This window comes from Peptoniphilus genitalis, assembly GCF_023614525.1.
GTDB classification, from domain to species: Bacteria; Bacillota; Clostridia; order Tissierellales; family Peptoniphilaceae; genus Peptoniphilus_A; species Peptoniphilus_A genitalis.
On the sequence record NZ_CP097885.1, the window covers coordinates 1,841,470 to 1,861,439 of the forward strand.

General features: G+C 34.0%; 24 protein-coding genes. 22 read left to right on the forward strand and 2 right to left on the reverse strand.

All coding sequences use genetic code 11. The features are described 5' to 3' along the window. The first annotated feature begins 46 nt into the window (after positions 1-46). From M9426_RS08845 to M9426_RS08900, 12 genes are all read left to right on the forward strand, one after another. Positions 47-1,636 carry a terminase large subunit gene (locus M9426_RS08845; protein ID WP_002834880.1) on the forward strand — a complete coding sequence of 530 codons (1,590 nt, stop codon included), beginning with the start codon at positions 47-49 and terminating at the stop codon, positions 1,634-1,636. A 44-nt stretch (positions 1,637-1,680) separates the two neighbouring features. After that, positions 1,681-2,100 (forward strand): nuclear transport factor 2 family protein, encoded by a 420-nt coding sequence (locus M9426_RS08850; protein ID WP_002834879.1) that lies wholly within the window; start codon positions 1,681-1,683, stop codon positions 2,098-2,100. Positions 2,101-2,304: 204 nt separating this feature from the next. Continuing rightward, on the forward strand, positions 2,305-3,423 hold the full coding sequence (locus M9426_RS08855) for a phage portal protein (protein WP_230454528.1): 1,119 nt from the start codon (positions 2,305-2,307) through the stop codon (positions 3,421-3,423). After that, positions 3,410-4,096 carry a head maturation protease, ClpP-related gene (locus M9426_RS08860; RefSeq protein ID WP_002834877.1) on the forward strand — a complete coding sequence of 229 codons (687 nt, stop codon included), beginning with the start codon at positions 3,410-3,412 and terminating at the stop codon, positions 4,094-4,096. Before M9426_RS08855 ends, M9426_RS08860 begins: the two co-directional genes overlap by 14 nt. A 2-nt stretch (positions 4,097-4,098) precedes the next feature. Continuing rightward, the gene (locus M9426_RS08865; RefSeq protein ID WP_002834876.1) at positions 4,099-5,289 is read left to right on the forward strand and encodes a phage major capsid protein; all 1,191 of its coding nucleotides are present in this window, start codon (positions 4,099-4,101) and stop codon (positions 5,287-5,289) included. Between the two features lie 10 nt (positions 5,290-5,299). Next, on the forward strand, positions 5,300-5,572 hold the full coding sequence (locus M9426_RS08870) for a head-tail connector protein (protein ID WP_002834875.1): 273 nt from the start codon (positions 5,300-5,302) through the stop codon (positions 5,570-5,572). Continuing rightward, positions 5,572-5,904, forward strand: coding sequence for a phage head closure protein (locus M9426_RS08875; protein ID WP_002834874.1), 333 nt, complete (start codon positions 5,572-5,574; stop codon positions 5,902-5,904). The genes M9426_RS08870 and M9426_RS08875 overlap by 1 nt, the downstream gene beginning before the upstream one ends. Continuing rightward, positions 5,901-6,281 (forward strand): HK97 gp10 family phage protein, encoded by a 381-nt coding sequence (locus M9426_RS08880; RefSeq protein WP_002834872.1) that lies wholly within the window; start codon positions 5,901-5,903, stop codon positions 6,279-6,281. The genes M9426_RS08875 and M9426_RS08880 overlap by 4 nt, the downstream gene beginning before the upstream one ends. Then, positions 6,274-6,600 (forward strand): hypothetical protein, encoded by a 327-nt coding sequence (locus M9426_RS08885; protein WP_250342015.1) that lies wholly within the window; start codon positions 6,274-6,276, stop codon positions 6,598-6,600. Before M9426_RS08880 ends, M9426_RS08885 begins: the two co-directional genes overlap by 8 nt. A 161-nt stretch (positions 6,601-6,761) precedes the next feature. Beyond that, complete coding sequence (locus tag M9426_RS08890; RefSeq protein WP_019131814.1) at positions 6,762-7,358, forward strand: major tail protein; 597 nt, start codon at positions 6,762-6,764, stop codon at positions 7,356-7,358. Positions 7,359-7,360: 2 nt separating this feature from the next. Beyond that, the gene (locus M9426_RS08895; RefSeq protein WP_019117844.1) at positions 7,361-7,717 is read left to right on the forward strand and encodes a hypothetical protein; all 357 of its coding nucleotides are present in this window, start codon (positions 7,361-7,363) and stop codon (positions 7,715-7,717) included. 17 nt (positions 7,718-7,734) lie between these two features. Further along, a complete protein-coding gene (locus tag M9426_RS08900; protein ID WP_004816339.1) occupies positions 7,735-7,899 on the forward strand; it encodes a hypothetical protein in 165 nt (54 codons plus the stop codon). Here M9426_RS08900 and M9426_RS08905 read toward each other — a convergent pair. After that, complete coding sequence (locus tag M9426_RS08905; RefSeq protein ID WP_019131813.1) at positions 7,896-8,126, reverse strand: hypothetical protein; 231 nt, start codon at positions 8,124-8,126, stop codon at positions 7,896-7,898. The two genes, M9426_RS08900 and M9426_RS08905, sit on opposite strands and share 4 nt — an antisense overlap. Positions 8,127-8,220: 94 nt before the next feature. After that, positions 8,221-8,544, reverse strand: a complete 324-nt coding sequence (locus tag M9426_RS08910; RefSeq protein WP_019131811.1) for a type II toxin-antitoxin system Phd/YefM family antitoxin — start codon at positions 8,542-8,544, stop codon at positions 8,221-8,223. Between the two features lie 89 nt (positions 8,545-8,633). Here M9426_RS08910 and M9426_RS08915 point away from each other — a divergent pair, with 89 nt between their 5' ends. From M9426_RS08915 to M9426_RS08960, 10 genes are all read left to right on the forward strand, one after another. Then, positions 8,634-11,699, forward strand: coding sequence for a phage tail tape measure protein (locus M9426_RS08915; RefSeq protein ID WP_250342016.1), 3,066 nt, complete (start codon positions 8,634-8,636; stop codon positions 11,697-11,699). 103 nt (positions 11,700-11,802) lie between these two features. Beyond that, positions 11,803-12,165, forward strand: a complete 363-nt coding sequence (locus tag M9426_RS08920) for a hypothetical protein (RefSeq protein ID WP_250342017.1) — start codon at positions 11,803-11,805, stop codon at positions 12,163-12,165. Next, positions 12,165-14,036, forward strand: a complete 1,872-nt coding sequence (locus M9426_RS08925) for a hypothetical protein (RefSeq protein WP_250342018.1) — start codon at positions 12,165-12,167, stop codon at positions 14,034-14,036. Before M9426_RS08920 ends, M9426_RS08925 begins: the two co-directional genes overlap by 1 nt. Beyond that, a complete protein-coding gene (locus M9426_RS08930; protein WP_156329539.1) occupies positions 14,023-15,402 on the forward strand; it encodes a hypothetical protein in 1,380 nt (459 codons plus the stop codon). The genes M9426_RS08925 and M9426_RS08930 overlap by 14 nt, the downstream gene beginning before the upstream one ends. Position 15,403: 1 nt before the next feature. Continuing rightward, positions 15,404-15,805, forward strand: a complete 402-nt coding sequence (locus tag M9426_RS08935; protein WP_156329538.1) for a phage holin family protein — start codon at positions 15,404-15,406, stop codon at positions 15,803-15,805. After that, complete coding sequence (locus tag M9426_RS08940) at positions 15,806-16,615, forward strand: N-acetylmuramoyl-L-alanine amidase (protein WP_156329537.1); 810 nt, start codon at positions 15,806-15,808, stop codon at positions 16,613-16,615. Between the two features lie 170 nt (positions 16,616-16,785). Further along, positions 16,786-16,986: a PLD nuclease N-terminal domain-containing protein gene (locus tag M9426_RS08945; protein ID WP_065735309.1), complete on the forward strand. Its 201-nt coding sequence runs from the start codon at positions 16,786-16,788 to the stop codon at positions 16,984-16,986. Beyond that, on the forward strand, positions 16,986-17,900 hold the full coding sequence (locus M9426_RS08950; protein ID WP_065735310.1) for an ABC transporter ATP-binding protein: 915 nt from the start codon (positions 16,986-16,988) through the stop codon (positions 17,898-17,900). Before M9426_RS08945 ends, M9426_RS08950 begins: the two co-directional genes overlap by 1 nt. Next, on the forward strand, positions 17,897-18,664 hold the full coding sequence (locus M9426_RS08955; protein WP_065735311.1) for an ABC transporter permease: 768 nt from the start codon (positions 17,897-17,899) through the stop codon (positions 18,662-18,664). The genes M9426_RS08950 and M9426_RS08955 overlap by 4 nt, the downstream gene beginning before the upstream one ends. Before the next feature lie 13 nt (positions 18,665-18,677). Continuing rightward, entirely contained in the window at positions 18,678-19,781 is a 1,104-nt protein-coding gene (locus M9426_RS08960) for a helix-turn-helix domain-containing protein (protein ID WP_065735312.1), read from the forward strand. The last annotated feature ends 189 nt before the right edge of the window (positions 19,782-19,970 follow it).

The window sequence follows — 19,970 nt, forward strand, 5'->3', positions numbered from 1 at the left end:
AGCAAGTGGCTATTTTTTATGCCTATTTTTCAAGGAAGGAGGTCAAATGAAATATAAACCAACAAAATTTATGCTACCTACATCTCATTATGATAAAAACAAGGCAGATTATGCCGTCACCTTTATAGAATGTCTTAAACACACAAAAGGTAGATGGGCAGGTAAAGATTTTAAGCTTATTGACTGGCAAGAAGAAATCATTAGAGATCTGTTTGGCATAGTGAAAGATACGGGATATAGACAATTTAATACAGCCTATATTGAAATACCAAAGAAAATGGGAAAGTCAGAACTTGCAGCTGCTGTAGCACTCCTTCTTACTTGTGGTGATGGAGAAGAAAGAGCAGAGGTATATGGTTGTGCCGCCGATAGACAGCAAGCAACTATAGTTTTTGATGTTGCAGCTGATATGGTAAGGATGAGTCCAGCCTTATCTAAAAGAGTAAAGATTCTAGCATCTCAAAAGAGAATGATATATAAGCCGACCAATTCTTTCTATCAAGTTTTATCTGCAGAGGCTTATTCTAAACACGGATTTAATATTCATGGTGTGGTCTTTGACGAGCTTCATACTCAGCCCAATAGAAAATTATTTGATGTTATGACAAAAGGGTCTGGTGATGCAAGAACCCAACCTCTATATTTTCTTATTACAACTGCAGGAACAGATACGAAATCAATCTGCTACGAAACGCATCAAAAGGCAGTCGACATACTTGAAGGAAGAAAAACGGATCCAACTTTCTATCCTGTAATCTATGGAGCAGACAGAGAAGATGATTGGACAGATGAAAAAGTATGGCATAAGGCAAATCCCTCTCTAGGAATTACAGTTCCAATAGAAAAAGTAAGACAAGCCTGTGAATCGGCTAAGCAAAATCCAACTGAAGAGAATGCCTTTAGGCAGTTAAGATTAAATCAGTGGGTCAAACAAGCAATTAGATGGATGCCTATGGAAAAATGGGATTTATGTAACTTTGCTGTTAATGAAGAAGAACTAAAGGGCAGAGTCTGTTATGGTGGTCTTGACCTATCAAGCACAACGGATATTACAGCTTTTGTTTTAGTCTTTCCTCCAATAGACGAAGATGATAAATATCAAATATTACCCTACTTTTGGTTACCAGAAGATAACCTCGACCTAAGAGTAAAAAGAGACCATGTAAACTATGACCTATGGAAAAAACAAGGCTATATTATGACAACAGAAGGAAATGTAGTCCACTATGGGTTTATTGAAAAATTTATCGAAGACTTAGGCGAGATATATAACATACGAGAAATTGCCTTTGACAGGTGGGGAGCAGTTCAGATGGTTCAAAACTTAGAAGGCATGGGTTTTACAGTAGTTCCATTTGGTCAAGGATTTAAGGATATGTCTCCACCAACAAAAGAATTAATGAAACTAACACTTGAAAGAAAAATAGCCCATGGAGGACATCCCGTCCTAAGATGGATGATGGATAATATTTTTATAAAAACTGATCCTGCTGGAAACATTAAGGCAGACAAAGAAAAGTCTACAGAAAAAATAGATGGAGTTATTGCTACAATCATGGCCCTTGATAGAGCAATAAGATGTGGTAATGATACAAGTGAATCGGTTTATGATGATAGGGGATTGATTGTTTTTTAATATGGGTATATAAATAAAATAGAAACATTTTTGAGGTGATATTCATGAGGAATAGAGAAGATATTATTCGTTTATGGTTTGATATGTGGATAAAAAAACAAGACTTAGGAATTAAAGATATTTTTGCTAATGATATTGTGTATACAGAAAGTTGGGGGCCAAAGTATAATAATCGCAGTACACTCGAGTTATGGTTTAAAGAATGGAACAGTCGTGCAAAAGTTGAAACATGGGATATTGTACAATTTTTAGACTTTAAAGACCAATCAATTGTGGAATGGCATTTTAAATCAGTGATGAATAATGGGAAAATTGATGAATTTAATGGAATTTCTTTGGTTAAATGGGATTTTGATAATAAAATAATAGAATTAAAAGAATTTGGATGTAATATAGATAATTATAATCCATATGCTTATGGAGAGATTCCTAAATTTAGAAAAGAAAAGTCAAAGTGGTTTTAACATATATTTATTAATGATATTTTTTTTAGCATCTACATTAGTAGGTGCTTTTTTCATACCAACTTTTAGGAAGGTGGTAATATAAACATTTTAAATTTAATATTTAAGTCGAGAGATAAACCTAAAGACGGGGAGAGGATATCTTCATCGTCTTTTTTATTTGGAAGGACAACAGCAGGTACGAATGTAAACGAGTTTACTGCTATGCAAATGACTGCAGTTTATTCATGTGTGAGAGTGCTTGCTGAAACCTTAGCAGGACTTCCTCTTCATCTATATAAAAGAGGAGATTCAAACTCAAAGGAAAAAGCAAAAGACCATGCCATATATTTTCTTTTGCACGATGAACCAAATATAGAGATGACTTCATTTGTTTTTAGAGAAACACTAATGACCCATCTATTACTTTGGGGTAATGCCTACGCTCAGATAATTCGTAATGGAAGAAATGAGGTCATAGGACTTTACCCATTAATGCCGAATAAGATGACGGTTATGAGAAGTGAAGATGGAGAAATCTTCTATAAATACAGTCATAAATCAGAAGAAGTTTATCTTTTAAAAGAAGATGTCCTTCATATACCAGGACTTGGTTTTGATGGTCTTATTGGATACTCACCAATTACAATGGCAAAAAATGCAATTGGTATGGCTATGGCTTGCGAAGATTATGGAGCGTCATTCTTTCAAAATGGAGCACAGCCTGGTGGGGTTTTAGAGCATCCAGGAATCATCAAAGACCCAGAAAGAGTTAGAGCGTCATGGAATGCTGCATTTCAAGGGCCTAAAAATGCCAATAAAGTGGCTGTACTTGAAGAAGGGATGAAATACCAACCAATAGCCATCGCACCAAGTGAGGCCCAGTTTTTGGAAACTAGAAAGTTTCAATTAAATGAGATAGCAAGGATATTCAGAATACCACCTCACATGATTGGAGACTTGGAGAAGTCGTCATTTTCAAATATAGAACAGCAGTCGCTTGAATTTGTTAAATACACTCTTGACCCTTGGATTGTTCGTTGGGAGCAATCTTTGGAAAGAGCACTATTAACAAAGAAAGAAAAAGAATCCTACTTTATTAAATTTAATCTTGATGGACTTCTGAGGGGAGACTATGAATCAAGGATGAATGGATATGCTGTAGGAAGACAAAATGGCTGGATGAGTGCAAATGACATAAGAGAATTAGAAAACCTAGATAGGATATCAGCTGAAGAAGGTGGTGACTTATACCTTGTAAATGGAAATATGCTACCACTTGATAAAGCAGGTAGTTTTTATCAGCAGAAAGGAGAAGAAATAAATACTAATGAAGAACAATAAAATATTTTGGAATTGGAATAAGAATTCAAATGAACTCTATATAGATGGAGTTATTGCAGAAGAGTCTTGGTTTGATGATGAAATCACACCAAGGCTCTTTTTTGAAGAATTAAAAAATAAAAGTGGAGACATAACTGTGTGGATCAACTCCCCTGGTGGAGATTGTATCGCAGCATCAAGAATTTACACCATGCTTTTAGAACACAAGGGAAATGTGGCCATAAAGATTGATGGACTCGCAGCATCAGCAGCTTCAGTTATTGCTATGGCAGGAACTGAAGTATTGATGAGTCCTACATCATTAATGATGATTCACAATCCTTTAACTGTAGCCATTGGTGACTCAAAAGAAATGCAAAAAGCTATGGACATGTTAAAGGAAGTCAAGGAATCAATCATCAATGCCTATGAGATTAAGACAGGTTTATCAAGAGAAGAAATTTCTAATCTAATGGATGGAGAGACTTGGTTTGATAAGAATAAGGCCATCGAGATGGGTTTTTGTGATGGAACTCTAACCGATAAAAGAAAAGATGAAAAAGTTACGAACATGGTCTTTTCAAGGCGAGCAGTTACAAACTCACTTTTAACAAAGATAAATAAAGAAGTGAAGACTCACTCAATGAGAGAAGTAGATGAAAGATTAAACAAAATTAAAAACACTTGGAGGTAATTATGAATATTAAAGAACTTTTAGAAAAGAGAACTAAAGCTTGGGATGAGGCAAAGGCATTTGCCGAATCTAAGAAAGATGAAAATGGTCTAATGTCTGATGAAGACTTTAAGACATATGAAGAGATGGAGAGAACTATCGAGAATTACACTCGTGAAATTGATAGAAAGAAGAGGGAAGAAGAAATGGATAAAACTTTAGAAAAACCTACTACTCAAGCATTAACAAATGAACCTGCTACTTTTAATGAAGAAGAAAAGCCAATGAGGGCAAGAAATGTCTATAAGAAGTCTATGATGAAAGCATTAAGAACTAACTTTAGAGATATTTCTAATGAATTAAAAGTAGGAACAGATGAAAGTGGTGGATATTTAGTTCCAGAAGAAATGGAAGTAGATATTGTAAATGGTCTTGAAGATGAAAATATTGTAAGAAAATTAGCTACAAAAGTTCAAACTTCCGGACTTCATAAAATTAATATTGCAGCTACTAAACCAGCAGCCCTATGGGTTGAAGAAGGTGGTCAACTTACCTTTGGAGATGGTACATTCGATCAAGTATCTCTTGATGCACATAAACTCCATGTTGGTATTAAAGTTACTGAAGAACTTCTCTATGATGCAGCCTTTAATTTAGAAAAATACATCACTGAAGAATTTACTAGAGCACTAGCAAATGCTGAAGAGGATGCTTTCTTAAATGGCGATGGAGTAAATAAGCCTACAGGAATTTTTGACTCTAAAAAAGGTGGAGAACTTGGAGGTACAACAAAGGCTCAAACAATTACTGCAGATGAACTAATTGATTTAGTCTACTCCTTAGACAGACCTTATAGAAAGAAAGCAGCCTTCATTTTAAATGATGCAACAGTTGCTCAAATTAGAAAACTTAAAGATGTTAATGGTGCATATATTTGGCAACCATCACTTAAAGATGGAGAACCGGATAGACTTTTAGGATATCCTGCCTACACATCTGCCTTTGCTCCAAAAGCTGATAAAGGAAAACTTGCTGTAGCCTTTGGCGATTTTTCATACTACAAGATTGGAGATAGAGGAAATAGGTCATTCCAAGACTTAAAAGAACTATTTGCTGGTAATGGCATGGTTGGTTTCTTAGGTAAAGAAAGAGTTGATGGAATCTTAGTTTTAAGAGAAGCAGTTAAACTATTAAAAATCGGTACTACTGCCTAAGGAGTAAATTATGATTACTCTTGAGGAGGCAAAGTCCTATTTAAGGGTGGATTTTGATGATGAGGATGAGATGATTGAATCTCTCATCCAATCATCAATAAAGCACTCCATGGATGTAGCTAGAGTTGATAGTGAGGAAGAACTTTCTAAAAATCCAAATGGAAAGATAGCTGTCTTATATATGACAGCGTATCTTTATGAGCATAGAGAAGAGGCAGATTATTCTGAACTAAACTTAACTCTAAGGGCTTTATTGTTTGGAATGAGAAAGGCTGAGTTCTAATGAGGATATCGGATTTAAATAGAAAAATAACCTTTCAAAATAAAAATGTTGAGGTAGATGAAATTGGTAACCATAAATCAGTATGGATGGACTATCTAACAACATCAACCTATATATCTTTTCAAGGAAAAGGAGAAGAAATATTTCTTGGGATGGAAGTAGACAGGTCAGATATTTCTTTTACTGTAAGATTTCAAAATAGTCTGAAGAACATTAATACTTCAGAGTACAGAATTCTATTTGATGATGAAATTTACAATATCATCTCAATTGACTTTATGAACTATAAAAATAGACTTATAAAGTTTAGATGTAGGAAGGTGAGTAGATGAATGTAAAAATTGAAAACCTAGCCAGTGAAATAATGAAGGGCTTAGAAGAATATTCTGATATGGCAACAGATGAAGTCAAAAAGGAAGTTAAAAAGGCTGGTAGCAATATTAGAAAAGACATACAAGAAAATGCACCTGTAGGGGAGACAAAGAAATATTCTAAGTCCTGGTCTGTAAAAACTATGAAAGAAACATCAAACTCAATAGAACTCGTAGTTCACTCAAGAAATAGATATCAACTGGCTCATCTACTTGAAAAAGGTCATGTTCTTAGGCAGGGAGGAAGAGTATCTGCTAAGCCACACATTGGTCCAGCTGAGGAGAAAGGAATCAGAGAATTGGAAGAAAATATTATGAGGAAACTAAACGATGGATAGGCTATTAAAAATAATTGAAAAAATAGGACTTCCATTTGCATACTCGCACTTTGCTGAAGGAGAAAGTCCAGATCCACCATTTATAGTCTATCTATTTCCAAAGAATAAACACTTTGGAGCAGATGGAGTAGTTTTTTACAAAAACACCCAGATAGACTTAGAACTTTACACTGATAAGAAAGATTTAAAACTAGAAGAAAAAATAGAAGAGATACTTGATAGAGAAGAAATCTATTATGAAAAATCTGAAGTTTGGATTGAATCAGAAAGACTCTATGAAGTTCTCTATGAATTTACTATGGAGGTAAAAAATGGCTAATAAAGTTAAATTTAATATTTGTAATGTTAATGACCTAACCCCACGAGCCTTGCGAGTGGAAGGTAGGTCAGATGTCACGCAATCCAATTCTCTGCGACTGATAAGGAGCGAAGAGAATTGTGATGGAGCTGACTCACTACAATTTATGGGAGGTAACAATTATGGCAAATAAGGTAAAGTTTAATATTTGCAATGTGCATTATGCATTATTCGATAAAGCTGAAGAGGGCGTTATTAAATATAAAACACCAGTGCCAATGCCTGGTGCTGTTTCAATTTCATTGGATCCTAATGGAGAGCCTGAAAGCTTTTATGCAGATGGAATTGAATACTACACTATTTCAAACAATATGGGATATGATGGAGATTTAGAAATCGCCCTTATTCCAGAATCCTTTAGGACGGATGTTTTGATGGAAAGATCAGATTCAAATAAAGTTCTTATTGAGTCTTCAAATTCCGAAACTGCAAACTTTGCACTGTTATTTGAGTTTGATGGTGACCAAAAGAAAATCCGTCACGTCATGTATAACTGCTCAGCAGCAAGACCTACTCTTGAAGGAGAAACCAACGAGGAATCAAGAGAAGTCCAACCAGAAACCTTGTCTATTCAAGCAAGACCACTTCCAAATGGAAATGTAAAGGCTAGAACAGGCGAAGAGACTACAAAGGAAACTTATGATGGTTGGTACAAGTCAGTCTATATGCCAACAGAAAATACAGTAACACCTTCAAGAGCAAGTGTTGGAGGTAAATAAATATGGCACTAACCAAGAAAATTCAAATCGATGGGAAAGAAGTTGTTTTCCGTGCATCAGCAGCAATCCCAAGAATCTATAGACTTAAATTTGGAAGAGATATCTTCAAAGACTTAATGGAACTTGAAAAATCCATGAAGAAAAATGATGAAGATAAATCCAATCTAGATATAGGCTCATTAGAACTATTTGAAAATATAGCCTATGTAATGGCAAAGCATGGAGATAAATCTGTACCAGATAGTCCAGAAGAATGGTTGGATAATTTCTCAACCTTTTCAATTTATCAAATTCTACCTCAGCTAATTGAATTATGGGGACTTAATATAAAATCGGAAGAAGTTCCTAAAAAAAAGTAAGGCCAACAGAAAGACCAATGACTACACCCTTGTTTCTATTAAGGGCAGTGGAACTTGGTCTTTCTGTTTCTGATTTATCTCTACTAACAATTGGACTTGTAAATGATATGTTTACAGAAAAGAATAATGACGACTATAAATATAAAGAAGTAGCTACGCAAGAAGACTTTGATAAATTTTAATCTTCAAGCTTAGCTACTCTTTTTTCAGCGTCTTTATAGACTTTGGATTCCGCTCTTGCACCGATAATAATGACAAGAACTTCGTCATCTGATTTTTCCAATTTATAAACGATCCTAAGACCTGAACTCTTAAGTTTAATTTTCATAAGACCAGCAAGCTTAGAATCAGAAAGGTTAGAAAGAGGCTTGCCATACCCACCTTCAGTATTAGGAAGAGGATTTATCAAGATCCTCTTAAGTGCTTTATCGACAATTTTCTTTGAGATCCATCTAAGGCTTTATAGTCTTGGATGGCTTCTTTTATAAAGGATAGTTTATAGTTCATTCAATTTCGTCCTCATCAAGAGGAGAGACTTCATTTAAATTGATATGAAAGGCTTCTTCAAATTCATCTTGAGAAATTAAATCGGATTTATCCATTGATGACATCCTTGTATTGGCAAGCATAAGATCTCTTGCATCTTCGAGTTCATCAATAAGTTTCATATATTCATCTGGGGAAAGAAGAATGCACTCAGGGGCGTTATTTTTTAATACAACTTTAGAACCATTTACTTTAACATCATCGAAAATACGTCCAGCTAGACCTCGATTGAATTCAGAAATGGATACAGTCTTATTGGATAATTCTTTTACAAAATTCATACTTATCACCTCAAGATAAGTATAGCAAAAATTGATAAAAACATCAACAAAAACACTGATAAATATATCTCTAAAGAGGAGGTGAGATATTGGCAAATAGAATAAAAGGGATAACTGTTGAGATTGGTGGAGATACTACCAAATTACAGACCGCACTAAAACAAGTTAATACGGAGATAAAACATACCCAATCAGAACTTCGTGATGTCAATAAACTTCTAAAACTTGATCCTGGAAATACAGAACTTATCTCCCAAAAGCATAAGCTATTAGGACAGACCTTAGAAGAAACAAAGAACAAATTAACTTCTTTGAAAGAGGCACAAAAACAAGCTGAACAGGCTCTTGCAGAAGGAAAGATTTCCCAAGAGCAATATGATGCACTTAAACGAGAGATTATTGAAACAGAACAAGCCCTTAAATCTTTAGAAAGGCAAGGTGCAACCACTAATCAAACCCTGCAAAACATAGCTATTACTGGAGAAAAATGGCAAAACACAGGGCAAAATATAGAAAATGTAGGAAGAAAAATGATGCCAGTATCTCTTGCAGTAGCAGGTCTTGGGGTAGCGGCTGTAAAGACTGCATCAGATTTTGATTCAGGTATGTCAAAGGTAAAAGCAGTATCTGGTGCAACAGGCTCCGACTTTGATGCCCTAAGGGAAAAGGCTCGTGAAATGGGGGCCAAGACCAAGTTCTCAGCATCTGAAGCGGCAGAGGCTATGAACTACATGGCTATGGCTGGTTGGAAAAGTAAAGATATGATTAGTGGTATTGAAGGAGTCATGAACCTTGCTGCAGCTAGTGGTGAGGATCTAGCTACTACTTCAGATATCGTTACAGATGCCCTTACAGCCTTTGGTTTAAAAGCTGAAGACTCTTCTCACTTTGCTGATGTTCTTGCTGCTGCATCATCTAATGCCAATACCAATGTTTCATTAATGGGTGAAACCTTCAAATATGCTGCACCTATTGCTGGGACACTTGGCTATTCAGTTGAAGATACAGCAGTAGCTATAGGTTTAATGGCTAACGCAGGAATAAAAGGCTCACAAGCAGGGACCGCTTTAAGGTCTGGACTAACAAGACTCGCATCACCAACTAAAGAAGTTATTAATGGAATGTCCATGTTGGGATTATCTATTGAAGATGTACAGGGCCTTTCACTTGATGAAACTCTAAGCACCTTTAGGGTAGCCTTTGCTAATTTAGATGGAACTCAAAAAGCACAAGCAGCATCCATGATATTTGGTAAAAATGCCATGTCTGGAATGTTGGCAATTATAAATGCCAGTGAAAAAGACTATAACAGTTTAAGTGATGCCATCTATAAGGCAGATGGAACAGCAGAAAAAATGGCTGCTACTATGCAGGATAACCTGGCTGGTCAATTAAAGATTTTACAATCTGCCTTAGAAGAATTAGCCATATCCTTTGGAGAACTTTTAATGCCTGCTGTTAGAAAAGCAGTAGATATATTAACCAAACTGGTAAATGGTCTTAATGCACTTCCAGGACCAGTAAAAGGTATTATTGCAGGTATCGGTCTTTTTATAGCTGCTCTTGGACCTGTACTTATGATTGTAGGAAAACTTATCTGGTCAATAGGAACTATTATGACCAAAGGACCTCTAATAGTAGGAGGAATAACTAAGATAGTTGGAATCTTTACAGGTACACTTATACCAGCAATCACTGCAGTAGTATCAGCCATTGGTATTGTTCCTATTGCTATTGGTGCAGTAATAGCTGGTCTTATTCTTTTATGGAAGAAGTGCGACTGGTTTAGAGAAGGGGTCATCTCCATATGGGAAACTATTAAGGAATCAACTGTTGCCATTTGGAATGGAATAAAAGAATTCTTCGTAAACCTCTGGCAAGGAATATCAGAATCTTGGACAAAATCGTGGACTGAGATTACAAGTTTCCTATCAGAATTTTGGTCCGGATTTATTGAAGGAGTGAAGAATACTTGGAAAAGCATCAAGGACTTCTTTGCCAATCTATGGAACGGACTTTCTGAAGGATGGAACAGTATCTGGACATCTATAACAACTTTTCTAACTGAATCTTGGAATACCTTTATTGAGGGAGCCAAGAGTTTATGGCAAAGTTTAGGAGAATTCTTTACAAGCCTCTGGACGGGAATTCAAACTACTTTTACCAATATATGGACAGCTATATCAACTACAACTACAGAAGTATTTACAGCAGTTGGAGAGTTTATAAAAACTACTTGGGAAGGTATTAAGACTTTAATTTCAACAGTTCTTGATGCAATTAAAGTAAAAGTAGAAACCATTTGGAATGGACTAAAAGAGTTTTTAACAACAGTCATTACTGCCATTGGAGAATTTATTTCTACATCCTGGACCAATATAAAAACAACTATTGAGACTATCTTGACTTCTATTAAGACAATCCTTGAATCAATCTGGAATGGGATAAAGACCTTTATCTCATCAACAATGAATAATATTAAGACCTTTGTTTCATCTGCTTGGAACTCCATAAAGTCGACTATTTCCTCTGCAGTAAATACTGCGAAGTCAGCAGTATCGTCTGCATTTAATTCGATGAGATCAAGTATTTCATCGACCATGTCAAATATTCAGTCCACAATTAGAAATGGTTTTAACAATGCAGTTAATCATATTAAGAATTTGGCATCTCAAGCCTATACATGGGGAGCCGATATGATTAACGGGATTGCAAGAGGGATTAGAAGTGCGATTAGCAATGTTACATCGGCTGTATCGAATGTGGCATCAACTATTAGGTCTTACCTGCACTTCTCTGTGCCAGATGTTGGTCCACTTACTGATTATGAATCATGGATGCCAGACTTTATGGAAGGTCTATCTAATGGAATAGAAAAGAGTAGGAAATTAGTTCAATCTTCTATGAAAAATGTCGCAAGTGATATGGTTTTAAGTCCCAATATATCATCTCTAGAGATTGGAGGACATGATAAAGAATCTGTTGTAAGTGGCATTGATATTGGAAGGCAAATATCCGATGCACTTGCAAACATTAATTTAAAATCAGAAAATACTGGAGATATAGTCATACCAGTTTATCTTGGTGGAACTCTCCTTGATGAAGTTATTGTTAATGCATCAATGCGTAAGAATTTAAGAAGTGGAGGTAGATAATGACCTAACCCAAAATCTGTGATTTTGTTGGTAGGTTAGATGCAGTCTCACCCCATGAATAAGGAGCAAAGCGACGTAGTGAATGGAGGTGTAGTCGTATAAATTGAAATATCAGTCATATTTAATTATTGAAGGAGTAGACCTACCTCTACCAAATTCTTATGATTTGGAGTTTAGAGATATTGAGGCAGATACTGGAGGAGAGACAGAGGCAGGAACTATTCAAAGAGATATTGTTAGAAACAAAGTAGCAAGTATTTCTGTAGGTTTTTCATGTAGTCCTAAGCTTGTGAAGATATTGAGTGGTCTTGCTAACAAGTCTAATCTTAAAGTTAAATACTTAGATACAGAAACGTTGGACCTAAAAGAGTCACAAATGTATATAGACAAGTTTCAAGTCAAACTAATAAAAGATACTTCTTATAAAGGATTGTGGGAAGTATCTTTTTCATTGGAGGAGTACTAATGCATCCAACAAGCAATGAATATAAAACAGCAATCAAAAAGAATTCTCGTAAATTTTACTGGACGGGAAATATCATCTTAAAAGATGAAACAATCATTCCATTTACCAATCAAGATATTCTTAAAGGGTCTGGATACATTCATCGTTCATGCTCTGGATCTTCTGAACTTGAAATAGGTACAGTTTATGCTGGGGAGTTTGGAATCAGTCTTTTTTCAGATATAGATAGGTATTCTTTAGAGGATTCCAAATTAGTACTTTATTATCATCAAGAATTAGAAAACAAAAAGATAGAAACCATACCGATGGGAATATTTGACATTACTGAAGCAAATAGGTCTAAGAAGATTTTAGAATTAAAAGGCTATGATTATATGCTTAGGTTTGATAAGAACTTCCCAGTAACAGATACCTTTGGTACAGCCTTTGAATTACTTACATTATCATGTGAGAAGTGCAAGGTAAAACTAGGCATGACAGAAGATGAGGTGAAAGCTTTTGTTAATGGTGAAGAAGTTTTGGCAATTTATCAAGACCATGATATAGAAACTTACAGGGACTTTATTCACTATATAGCATCGACTCTTGGTGCTTTTGCTGGGGTTTCACGTGATGGTAAGTTGGTTTTAAGAAAGTATGCAGAAAGCATATCAACTGAAATTAAAACAGAAGAAAGATTTTCTTCATCAATATCAGATTTTAAGACAAGATATACAGCCATCAACTCAACAAATGCAAAGACAAAAATAGCTGAATACTACTCTTTAGAAAATGATGATGGCCTAACTATGAACCTTGGAATAAATCCTTTAATGCAATTAGGACTTCCAGAAAAAAGAAAAAGAATGTGTGAAGTACTTCTTACTGAAATTTGTAAGATTAATCACACCCCTTTTGACATGGTAACTATAGGAGATCCAAGCCTTGATGTTGGAGATAGGATAGCTATTTCTTACGAAGAAGAAAAGATTGAAGGCCTTATCACTGATATAGAATACAAGATAAATGGGAAGCACAGGATTTTAGGAGTTGGGAAAAACCCCTATTTATCTAAGGCTAAAAGTAAGAATGATAAGAATATAGTAGGACTTTTAAATCAGATTGAATCGGAAAAGTTGGTAGTTCATGCCTATTCTAATTACTCTGTCTTTAATCTTTCTACCACAGACACGCCGATAATTCGTATAGAATTTGCCTCCAATAAAGAAACGGAGGCAATTTTTAATGCATCTATCTTGTTAAATATCATCTGTGATACCGAAGAAAAGACAAGAAAGATTTCAAGGAGTGTCAAGAAGCGAGTAGAGGTATTAAATAAAGATGGAAAATCCTATGATCCTCCAAAGTATGAAGAAAAAGAGGAAGTAGAAGAATTAGACTTTATTGAAAACATAGAAATACCAACAAGGATAGTTATTACTTATGTTTTTAATGATACGAAAATAGAACATCACATTCCAAAAGAAAACTACCTAAGTGGTGACCACATTTTAAATCTTTTCTATCCATTAACCAAACTTCAAGAAAAGACAATGAACAACTTCTCAGTGCTTATTAGGCTTGAATCAGGACAAGCTATGATAGGTAAAGATAATGCTATTGCAGCTATATCTGGTCAATCCTTAGGTTCTACGGAGGCTTGGGATGGAAAGATTAAGATTGATGAATCTTGGAAGAGAATAGAACTTAGTCATTCATTCCTGCTTAGAAAATTGAAAGCTGAATACAAAGTAGAAAGACAAGTCCCAAGACCACTAGTATTTAATGAAAAGGTAGGAAGATTTAAATATCAAGGATTAATGCTTAGAAAATATACGGAAGAAATTACTACAGAATTTAAAGATAAGGAGGAAGGAAATGCTCAAAGGTAAATCAGTCATTGAACTAACTGATGTGAGGACAAATAGGAAGGAGATATATGAAGATGAAAACTTAATAACGAATGCAGTTCCAGATTTATTAAGGCTCAATCCTATGGGGTTAATGTACCCTATGGGTGATTCGAGAATTACTCAATATGAAAAAGAAATATTTCCTATAGCAACTAAATGTTATGGTGGAATCCTTTTATTTGAGGATAAATTAGAAGAAGATCCAAATAAAATATTTGCTCCTTCAGATAACCAAATAATAGGTTATGCATCCAACGATGTAAATTCAACGGATGCCCCAAGAAGAGGTTCAGCTAATCTTAATGAATCAACCCCTCTTGAAAATGGATACAAGTTTGTCTGGGACTTTTCTACATCACAGGCAAACGGAAGAATCTCTTCATTGGCATTAACACATTATAGAGGAGGGAAACATTTTTATGGAGACACTCATGGTAAAGATCCCTTCTTATTATTAAATAAAATTAGCTTATGGAAAAACAGAGAAGTCTCGGACGCATATAACGGATGTGTTGAAATAGATGTTGAAAACAACACCTTGGTTTCAATATGGCCTTTAGACAACAAATCTATAGAATTAGTTAAACTTAAGGAACCATTTACGAATATAGGTTTAAATGATCCAATTTACACTAAAGGATATAAAAATGAGGAAAGGATAACAATTGACGTATCAGAGTTTTTTAGTAAATTGAGTACTTGGAACGAATGTTGTTTTTATGACGGAGAAGATGGAAATTGGTATGGTTTTGGAACTTACAGAGATAAGCTAATAAGAATAAAAATAAATAAAAATGATTACTCAACGAAAATAGATGAGTGGGCATTAAATGAAATAAGATTAGGTAAATTAGGAAGTTACTATGAAAAAAATAGAAGTTACTGTCATAGATATGTATATAGCTGTATTAAAGATGGCTACCTATATTCGATAAATTCATATAGTGCGGATAAAATCTATAAAATTAATATCAATAATCCTGTAGATATTTCTGTTATAGAATTAGGTAAAGAAGTTAGGACTTCGAAATATGGGGGAGAATACTGTTACCTATATAAGTGGGGAGACTATATATTAGGTTATGAATTTGCAATTGATAAAAAAGACCAAGTCATAGTAAACAGTGTTTCTGATTATAGCGGAGAGGGAATACCAAATTTAATGATGGATCCAAAGACAATCGGGCCATTGGTCATTGGATTTGGAGGTTATGAGGAGAGGTTTTACAAACTTTTATTTCTTCATACTCCATATCTTGGAACAATTAACAACCTATCAAGTCCAATATTAAAAACGGCAGATAAGACAATGAAAATAACATATACCTTAACAGAGGAGGAATAAAATGAATAAGTTTTTAGAAATACTAAAAGTATGTTTTACAGCTATCGGAGGATGGTTGGGATTTTATCTTGGAAGTGTAGATGCTTTTATTTACACACTTCTTGCTTTTGTTATTGCAGACTATTTAACAGGAGTTTTAAGAGCAGGGGTCGAAAGAAAGCTATCCTCGTCCATAGGATTTAAAGGGATAGCAAAAAAGATTATGATTTTTATAGTTGTAGGAATAGCAAACCTATGTGATGTAAATTTAATTAAAGGTGATGGGACAATGATAAGAACAGCCATCATCTTTTTTTATATAGCAAATGAGGGGCTTTCTATACTTGAAAACTCTGTAGCTTTAGGTTTGCCAGTACCAGAAAAATTAAAAAAAGTATTAGAACAATTCAAGGAGGAAAAATAAATGAGTAATAGTCCATTAGTACAAGCAACAATTCTTTCACCAAACCATAGCGGAAGAAGAAATCAAAAGATTACTAAAATAGCAATCCACCATGCGGCAGGAGTTATAAATGGTAGAAATCTTGCTGGAGTATTTGTGCCAAGGTCAAGACGAGCATCTGCTAACTACAATTTAGGATCCGATGGAGTCATTGTTTTAGGAGTAGATGAATCTAACAGAGCATGGACAACCTCATCTTCTTGGTGTGACAATAGAGCAGTCACAATTGAAGTAGGGAACTCTACGAGAGGACCTCAGTGGTTGGTTTCTGATTATGTTTTAAATAGACTAATTGATTTAGTAACAGACATCTGTAGGAGAAATGGAATCTATCCCTGCACCTACACTGGAGGTAAGGATGGTGTTCTTCAAAAACACGAGTGGTATTCTAGTACAAATTGTCCTGGACCATACCTTGGCAGTAAGTTCCCATATATCGCAAGAGAAGTCAATAAAAGACTAAGAGATAATAAGACTGTTAGCAAATCAATAGGTGGACTATATAGAGTTAGAAAATCTTGGTCTGATGTAAAAAGCCAGAAAGGTGCGTTTAAGAATTTAGATAATGCTAAAAGATGTGCCGATAGATTTGGATTAAAAGTATTCGATGTTAATGGCAAGATAGTATATCCAGTTGGTAAGACAATCGATGAGTTAGCAAAAGAAGTTATAAGTGGAAAATGGGGTAATGGAGAAGAGAGAAAAAGAAGGTTAACTAATGCTGGATATGATTATTATGTTATTCAGAGAAGAGTGAACCAACTATTATAATATGTGAGTAAGAAGCCTGTGCCGATTTTGGTACAGGCTATTTTTTTATTTCTGATGAAATAAAATATAGTTTCTTGAAAGTTGATAAAAATAGGATAAGTTTACTAATAGTTTCTTGAAAGTTGATTTAATAAAATGGTAAGATATATACAAATAAAGGAGGGCTTAAAATGGATATTATTAGAGAATATTTGCCGATACTTATACCTATTATTATTTTAGAAATTGGACTTATGATTTATTCCTTAAGACATGTTTTAAAACACAATAGATATAAATTTGGCAGTAGAACAATGTGGATTTTAATAGTTGTTTTTATTCAAATTATTGGACCTATCCTATACTTAACAATAGGTAGGGAGGAAGAATAATGGAAGCACTTAAAATTGAAAGCCTTCATAAATCTTTTGGTAAAAATACGATTATTAATGGATTATCCATGTCAATTCCTGAAAACACAATCTTTGGTTTTTTAGGCAAAAATGGTGCTGGAAAAACTACGACAATGAAAATGATTTTAGGATTTTTGAAAATTGATGAAGGCTCAATTGAAGTATTTGGAGAAAAAGTTAGCTTTGGTCAGTCAAAAACCAATCGATTTATAGGGTATCTTCCAGATGTTCCTGAATTTTACGGTTATATGACAGCAAAGGAATATCTGAATCTATGTGGGGCTATAACTGGTCTTAGCAAAAATGAAATTAAAAACAAGAGCGAAGAACTTTTAGAATTGGTGGGATTAAGAGATGTCAATAAAAGAATTAGTGGATATTCTAGAGGTATGAGACAGCGCTTGGGTATTGCCCAAGCCTTGTTAAATAGTCCCAAATTATTAATATGTGATGAACCAACTTCCGCCCTTGATCCACTTGGAAGAAAAGAGATATTAGACATTATATTAAAAATAAAAGACTCTACAACCGTTATTTTTTCCACACATATTTTATCGGATGTTGAAGCAATCTGCGATCATGTTGTGGTGCTTGATAAAGGAAAAAATGTACTAGAAGGTTCGATAGATGAGCTAAAAAATATAAAGAGAAAAAATACAATTAAAATAAGGTTTAAGTCGAACAAAGAGCTAAAGGTATTTAAGTCACTAGATAAATTTTCAAATCTTGTAACGAATGAAAAAGGAGATATTTTATACCTTACAGACGAAGACAATAAAATAAAAGATATTGATATTTTATATGAGCTATATAAGCTAAACATATTTCCTCTAGAAATAAAAATAGAAGAACCTACATTAGAAAATATTTTTATGGAGGTGACGAAAACATGAGGATATTTTTATCTCTATTAAAGAAAGAAGCTATTGAAGGTGCAAGGACTAAAAAAACGACTTCTACCCTTATCCTGTTCTTGTTTATAGGGTTGATAAGTCCTTTGACAGCGAAATTAACTCCCCTGATACTTCAATCCATAGCTACAGGAAATATAGATATTAACGTAGCACCACCATCAGAAATAGATTCTTGGACACAATTCTTTAAAAACATTAGTCAAATAGGTATGTTTGGATTAGCCATTATCTTAAGTACACAAATGGCAAATGAATTCCAAAAGGGAACCTTGATTAATTTGTTATCTAAGGGACTGCCAAGGTATCAAGTAGTGCTATCGAAGATTTTTTACAATTTCATTTTGTGGTTTTTGGCTTACTTTTGCTCATTTATACTCACTTATTTCTATACAAAATACTTTTTCGGGATTTCATTTCCTATAAGAAATATACTTATGGCAGCCTTACTTCCCTTTATATTTGGTTTATTTTTAATATCATTAGAGATATTAGCTGGGGTGATTTCAGGAAATGTTATAGGCACATTAATATTAACGACCGTTGGGATTGTGATTCAACTTATATTATCTATTCGAGATGAAATTGTTAAATATATGCCTATCGCATTAATAGGAAAGCCTGTGAACCTTATTAAAGGAATAGGATATGATGACTATTATGTACCGATTATTACAGGAAGTATTTTGCTTATACTGTGTATCGTAATTTCAATTGCTATAATAAACAAAAAACAAATCAGTTAGGAGGTAAAATAGAATGCTAAAAATTGGAGAAAATATTCTTCAGAAGCGAAAAGAAAGAGGTATAACTCAGGAAGAATTAGCAGAATTTATGATGGTAACAAAAGCGTCCGTATCAAAATGGGAGACAGGTCAAAGCCATCCAGATATTTTACTTCTACCAAAACTTGCCACTTTTTTCAATATAAGTGTGGATGAATTAATAGGATATGACCCAGATTTATCTTCAACTCAAATTCAAAAATTTTATATAGACTTAGAGAATCGTGTCACTGATACAGATATGGATAGTATCGTAGAAGATATAAAAATCAAAATAAAACAATACTATTCTTGCTTTGAACTACTATATTACATGGCTTTGTTTATTTTGAACCATTGTGATTTAGCAACTGATGATGTAAAAAAAGAGGAATATCTAGAATACGCAAATAATATACTAAATAGGGTATGCGAGCATTCTAAAAATCCTATATTAAAAGAACAATCATTGAGCTTGAGGGCAGCCTGTTTAATTAGTTTAGGAAAATCAGAAGAAGCATTAAATATTTTACCATCTTCTGACATGCTATCTATATCTAAAGATTGTTTGGTGGCTTCAGCTTATCTAAAAATGAAGAAAGAAAATGAAGTAGATCAAAAACTTCAAGTAATGATTTATAAGAACGTAATTGATTTAATCACTCTTCTTATGATGAAAAGCAGTTTGCATAATGAGGATTGGGTCGAAACCTTGGAAAGAGTGGAGGATTTAATAGAAACTTTTAATCTTATTGAAATAAATATTTCTATAGTTTTAAACTTTTATTTATCCTTGGCAACTCATTATATTAAAGATAATAACCCAAAAATCGCTAGTCAATATGTAGAAAAATTACTCAACCTACTAATAGAGAGCAAGGAAAAATCTTTTAAGATAAGAGGTGATGAGTATTTTAATCAAATAGATGAATGGCTTGATGAAAATTTATTATTATCTACAAATCCAAACAGAAGTGACGATATGATTGTTAACTTTTATTTAGAAACAATTGCAAATAACGAGAGTTTTAAAGAAATAATCTCTGAAGGAAGAGTAAAGTTCTTAGCTGATAGGGTTAAAGAAATATACTCTCTATAATTAAATAACTAGCATTGGACAAAAGGTTGTAATTTTTCAAAATTATAACCTTTTTTTATGCCTACATTTCTAACGCCATATTTCTCTTTACATATATTAGAAATTATAAACTTTACTCAAAACTACTCCCTTTGTCCTAAGGAATATAGAGGAAAGAAATTTAGGGTTAAAGATAGACCTGATTTCTTT

What these genes read in the sequence shown, in the direction of transcription:
- M9426_RS08900 (WP_004816339.1), top strand. Translation starts at nt 7,735, where the DNA reads ATGACTACACCCTTGTTTCTATTAAGGGCAGTGGAACTTGGTCTTTCT.
- M9426_RS08885 (WP_250342015.1), top strand. Translation starts at nt 6,274, where the DNA reads ATGGATAGGCTATTAAAAATAATTGAAAAAATAGGACTTCCATTTGCA.
- M9426_RS08880 (WP_002834872.1), top strand. Translation starts at nt 5,901, where the DNA reads ATGAATGTAAAAATTGAAAACCTAGCCAGTGAAATAATGAAGGGCTTA.
- M9426_RS08950 (WP_065735310.1), top strand. Translation starts at nt 16,986, where the DNA reads ATGGAAGCACTTAAAATTGAAAGCCTTCATAAATCTTTTGGTAAAAAT.
- M9426_RS08845 (WP_002834880.1), top strand. Translation starts at nt 47, where the DNA reads ATGAAATATAAACCAACAAAATTTATGCTACCTACATCTCATTATGAT.
- M9426_RS08955 (WP_065735311.1), top strand. Translation starts at nt 17,897, where the DNA reads ATGAGGATATTTTTATCTCTATTAAAGAAAGAAGCTATTGAAGGTGCA.
- M9426_RS08895 (WP_019117844.1), top strand. Translation starts at nt 7,361, where the DNA reads ATGGCACTAACCAAGAAAATTCAAATCGATGGGAAAGAAGTTGTTTTC.
- M9426_RS08850 (WP_002834879.1), top strand. Translation starts at nt 1,681, where the DNA reads ATGAGGAATAGAGAAGATATTATTCGTTTATGGTTTGATATGTGGATA.
- M9426_RS08935 (WP_156329538.1), top strand. Translation starts at nt 15,404, where the DNA reads ATGAATAAGTTTTTAGAAATACTAAAAGTATGTTTTACAGCTATCGGA.
- M9426_RS08860 (WP_002834877.1), top strand. Translation starts at nt 3,410, where the DNA reads ATGAAGAACAATAAAATATTTTGGAATTGGAATAAGAATTCAAATGAA.
- M9426_RS08870 (WP_002834875.1), top strand. Translation starts at nt 5,300, where the DNA reads ATGATTACTCTTGAGGAGGCAAAGTCCTATTTAAGGGTGGATTTTGAT.
- M9426_RS08930 (WP_156329539.1), top strand. Translation starts at nt 14,023, where the DNA reads ATGCTCAAAGGTAAATCAGTCATTGAACTAACTGATGTGAGGACAAAT.
- M9426_RS08910 (WP_019131811.1), bottom strand. Translation starts at nt 8,544, where the DNA reads ATGAATTTTGTAAAAGAATTATCCAATAAGACTGTATCCATTTCTGAA.
- M9426_RS08865 (WP_002834876.1), top strand. Translation starts at nt 4,099, where the DNA reads ATGAATATTAAAGAACTTTTAGAAAAGAGAACTAAAGCTTGGGATGAG.
- M9426_RS08945 (WP_065735309.1), top strand. Translation starts at nt 16,786, where the DNA reads ATGGATATTATTAGAGAATATTTGCCGATACTTATACCTATTATTATT.
- M9426_RS08925 (WP_250342018.1), top strand. Translation starts at nt 12,165, where the DNA reads ATGCATCCAACAAGCAATGAATATAAAACAGCAATCAAAAAGAATTCT.
- M9426_RS08940 (WP_156329537.1), top strand. Translation starts at nt 15,806, where the DNA reads ATGAGTAATAGTCCATTAGTACAAGCAACAATTCTTTCACCAAACCAT.
- M9426_RS08960 (WP_065735312.1), top strand. Translation starts at nt 18,678, where the DNA reads ATGCTAAAAATTGGAGAAAATATTCTTCAGAAGCGAAAAGAAAGAGGT.
- M9426_RS08890 (WP_019131814.1), top strand. Translation starts at nt 6,762, where the DNA reads ATGGCAAATAAGGTAAAGTTTAATATTTGCAATGTGCATTATGCATTA.
- M9426_RS08875 (WP_002834874.1), top strand. Translation starts at nt 5,572, where the DNA reads ATGAGGATATCGGATTTAAATAGAAAAATAACCTTTCAAAATAAAAAT.
- M9426_RS08855 (WP_230454528.1), top strand. Translation starts at nt 2,305, where the DNA reads ATGCAAATGACTGCAGTTTATTCATGTGTGAGAGTGCTTGCTGAAACC.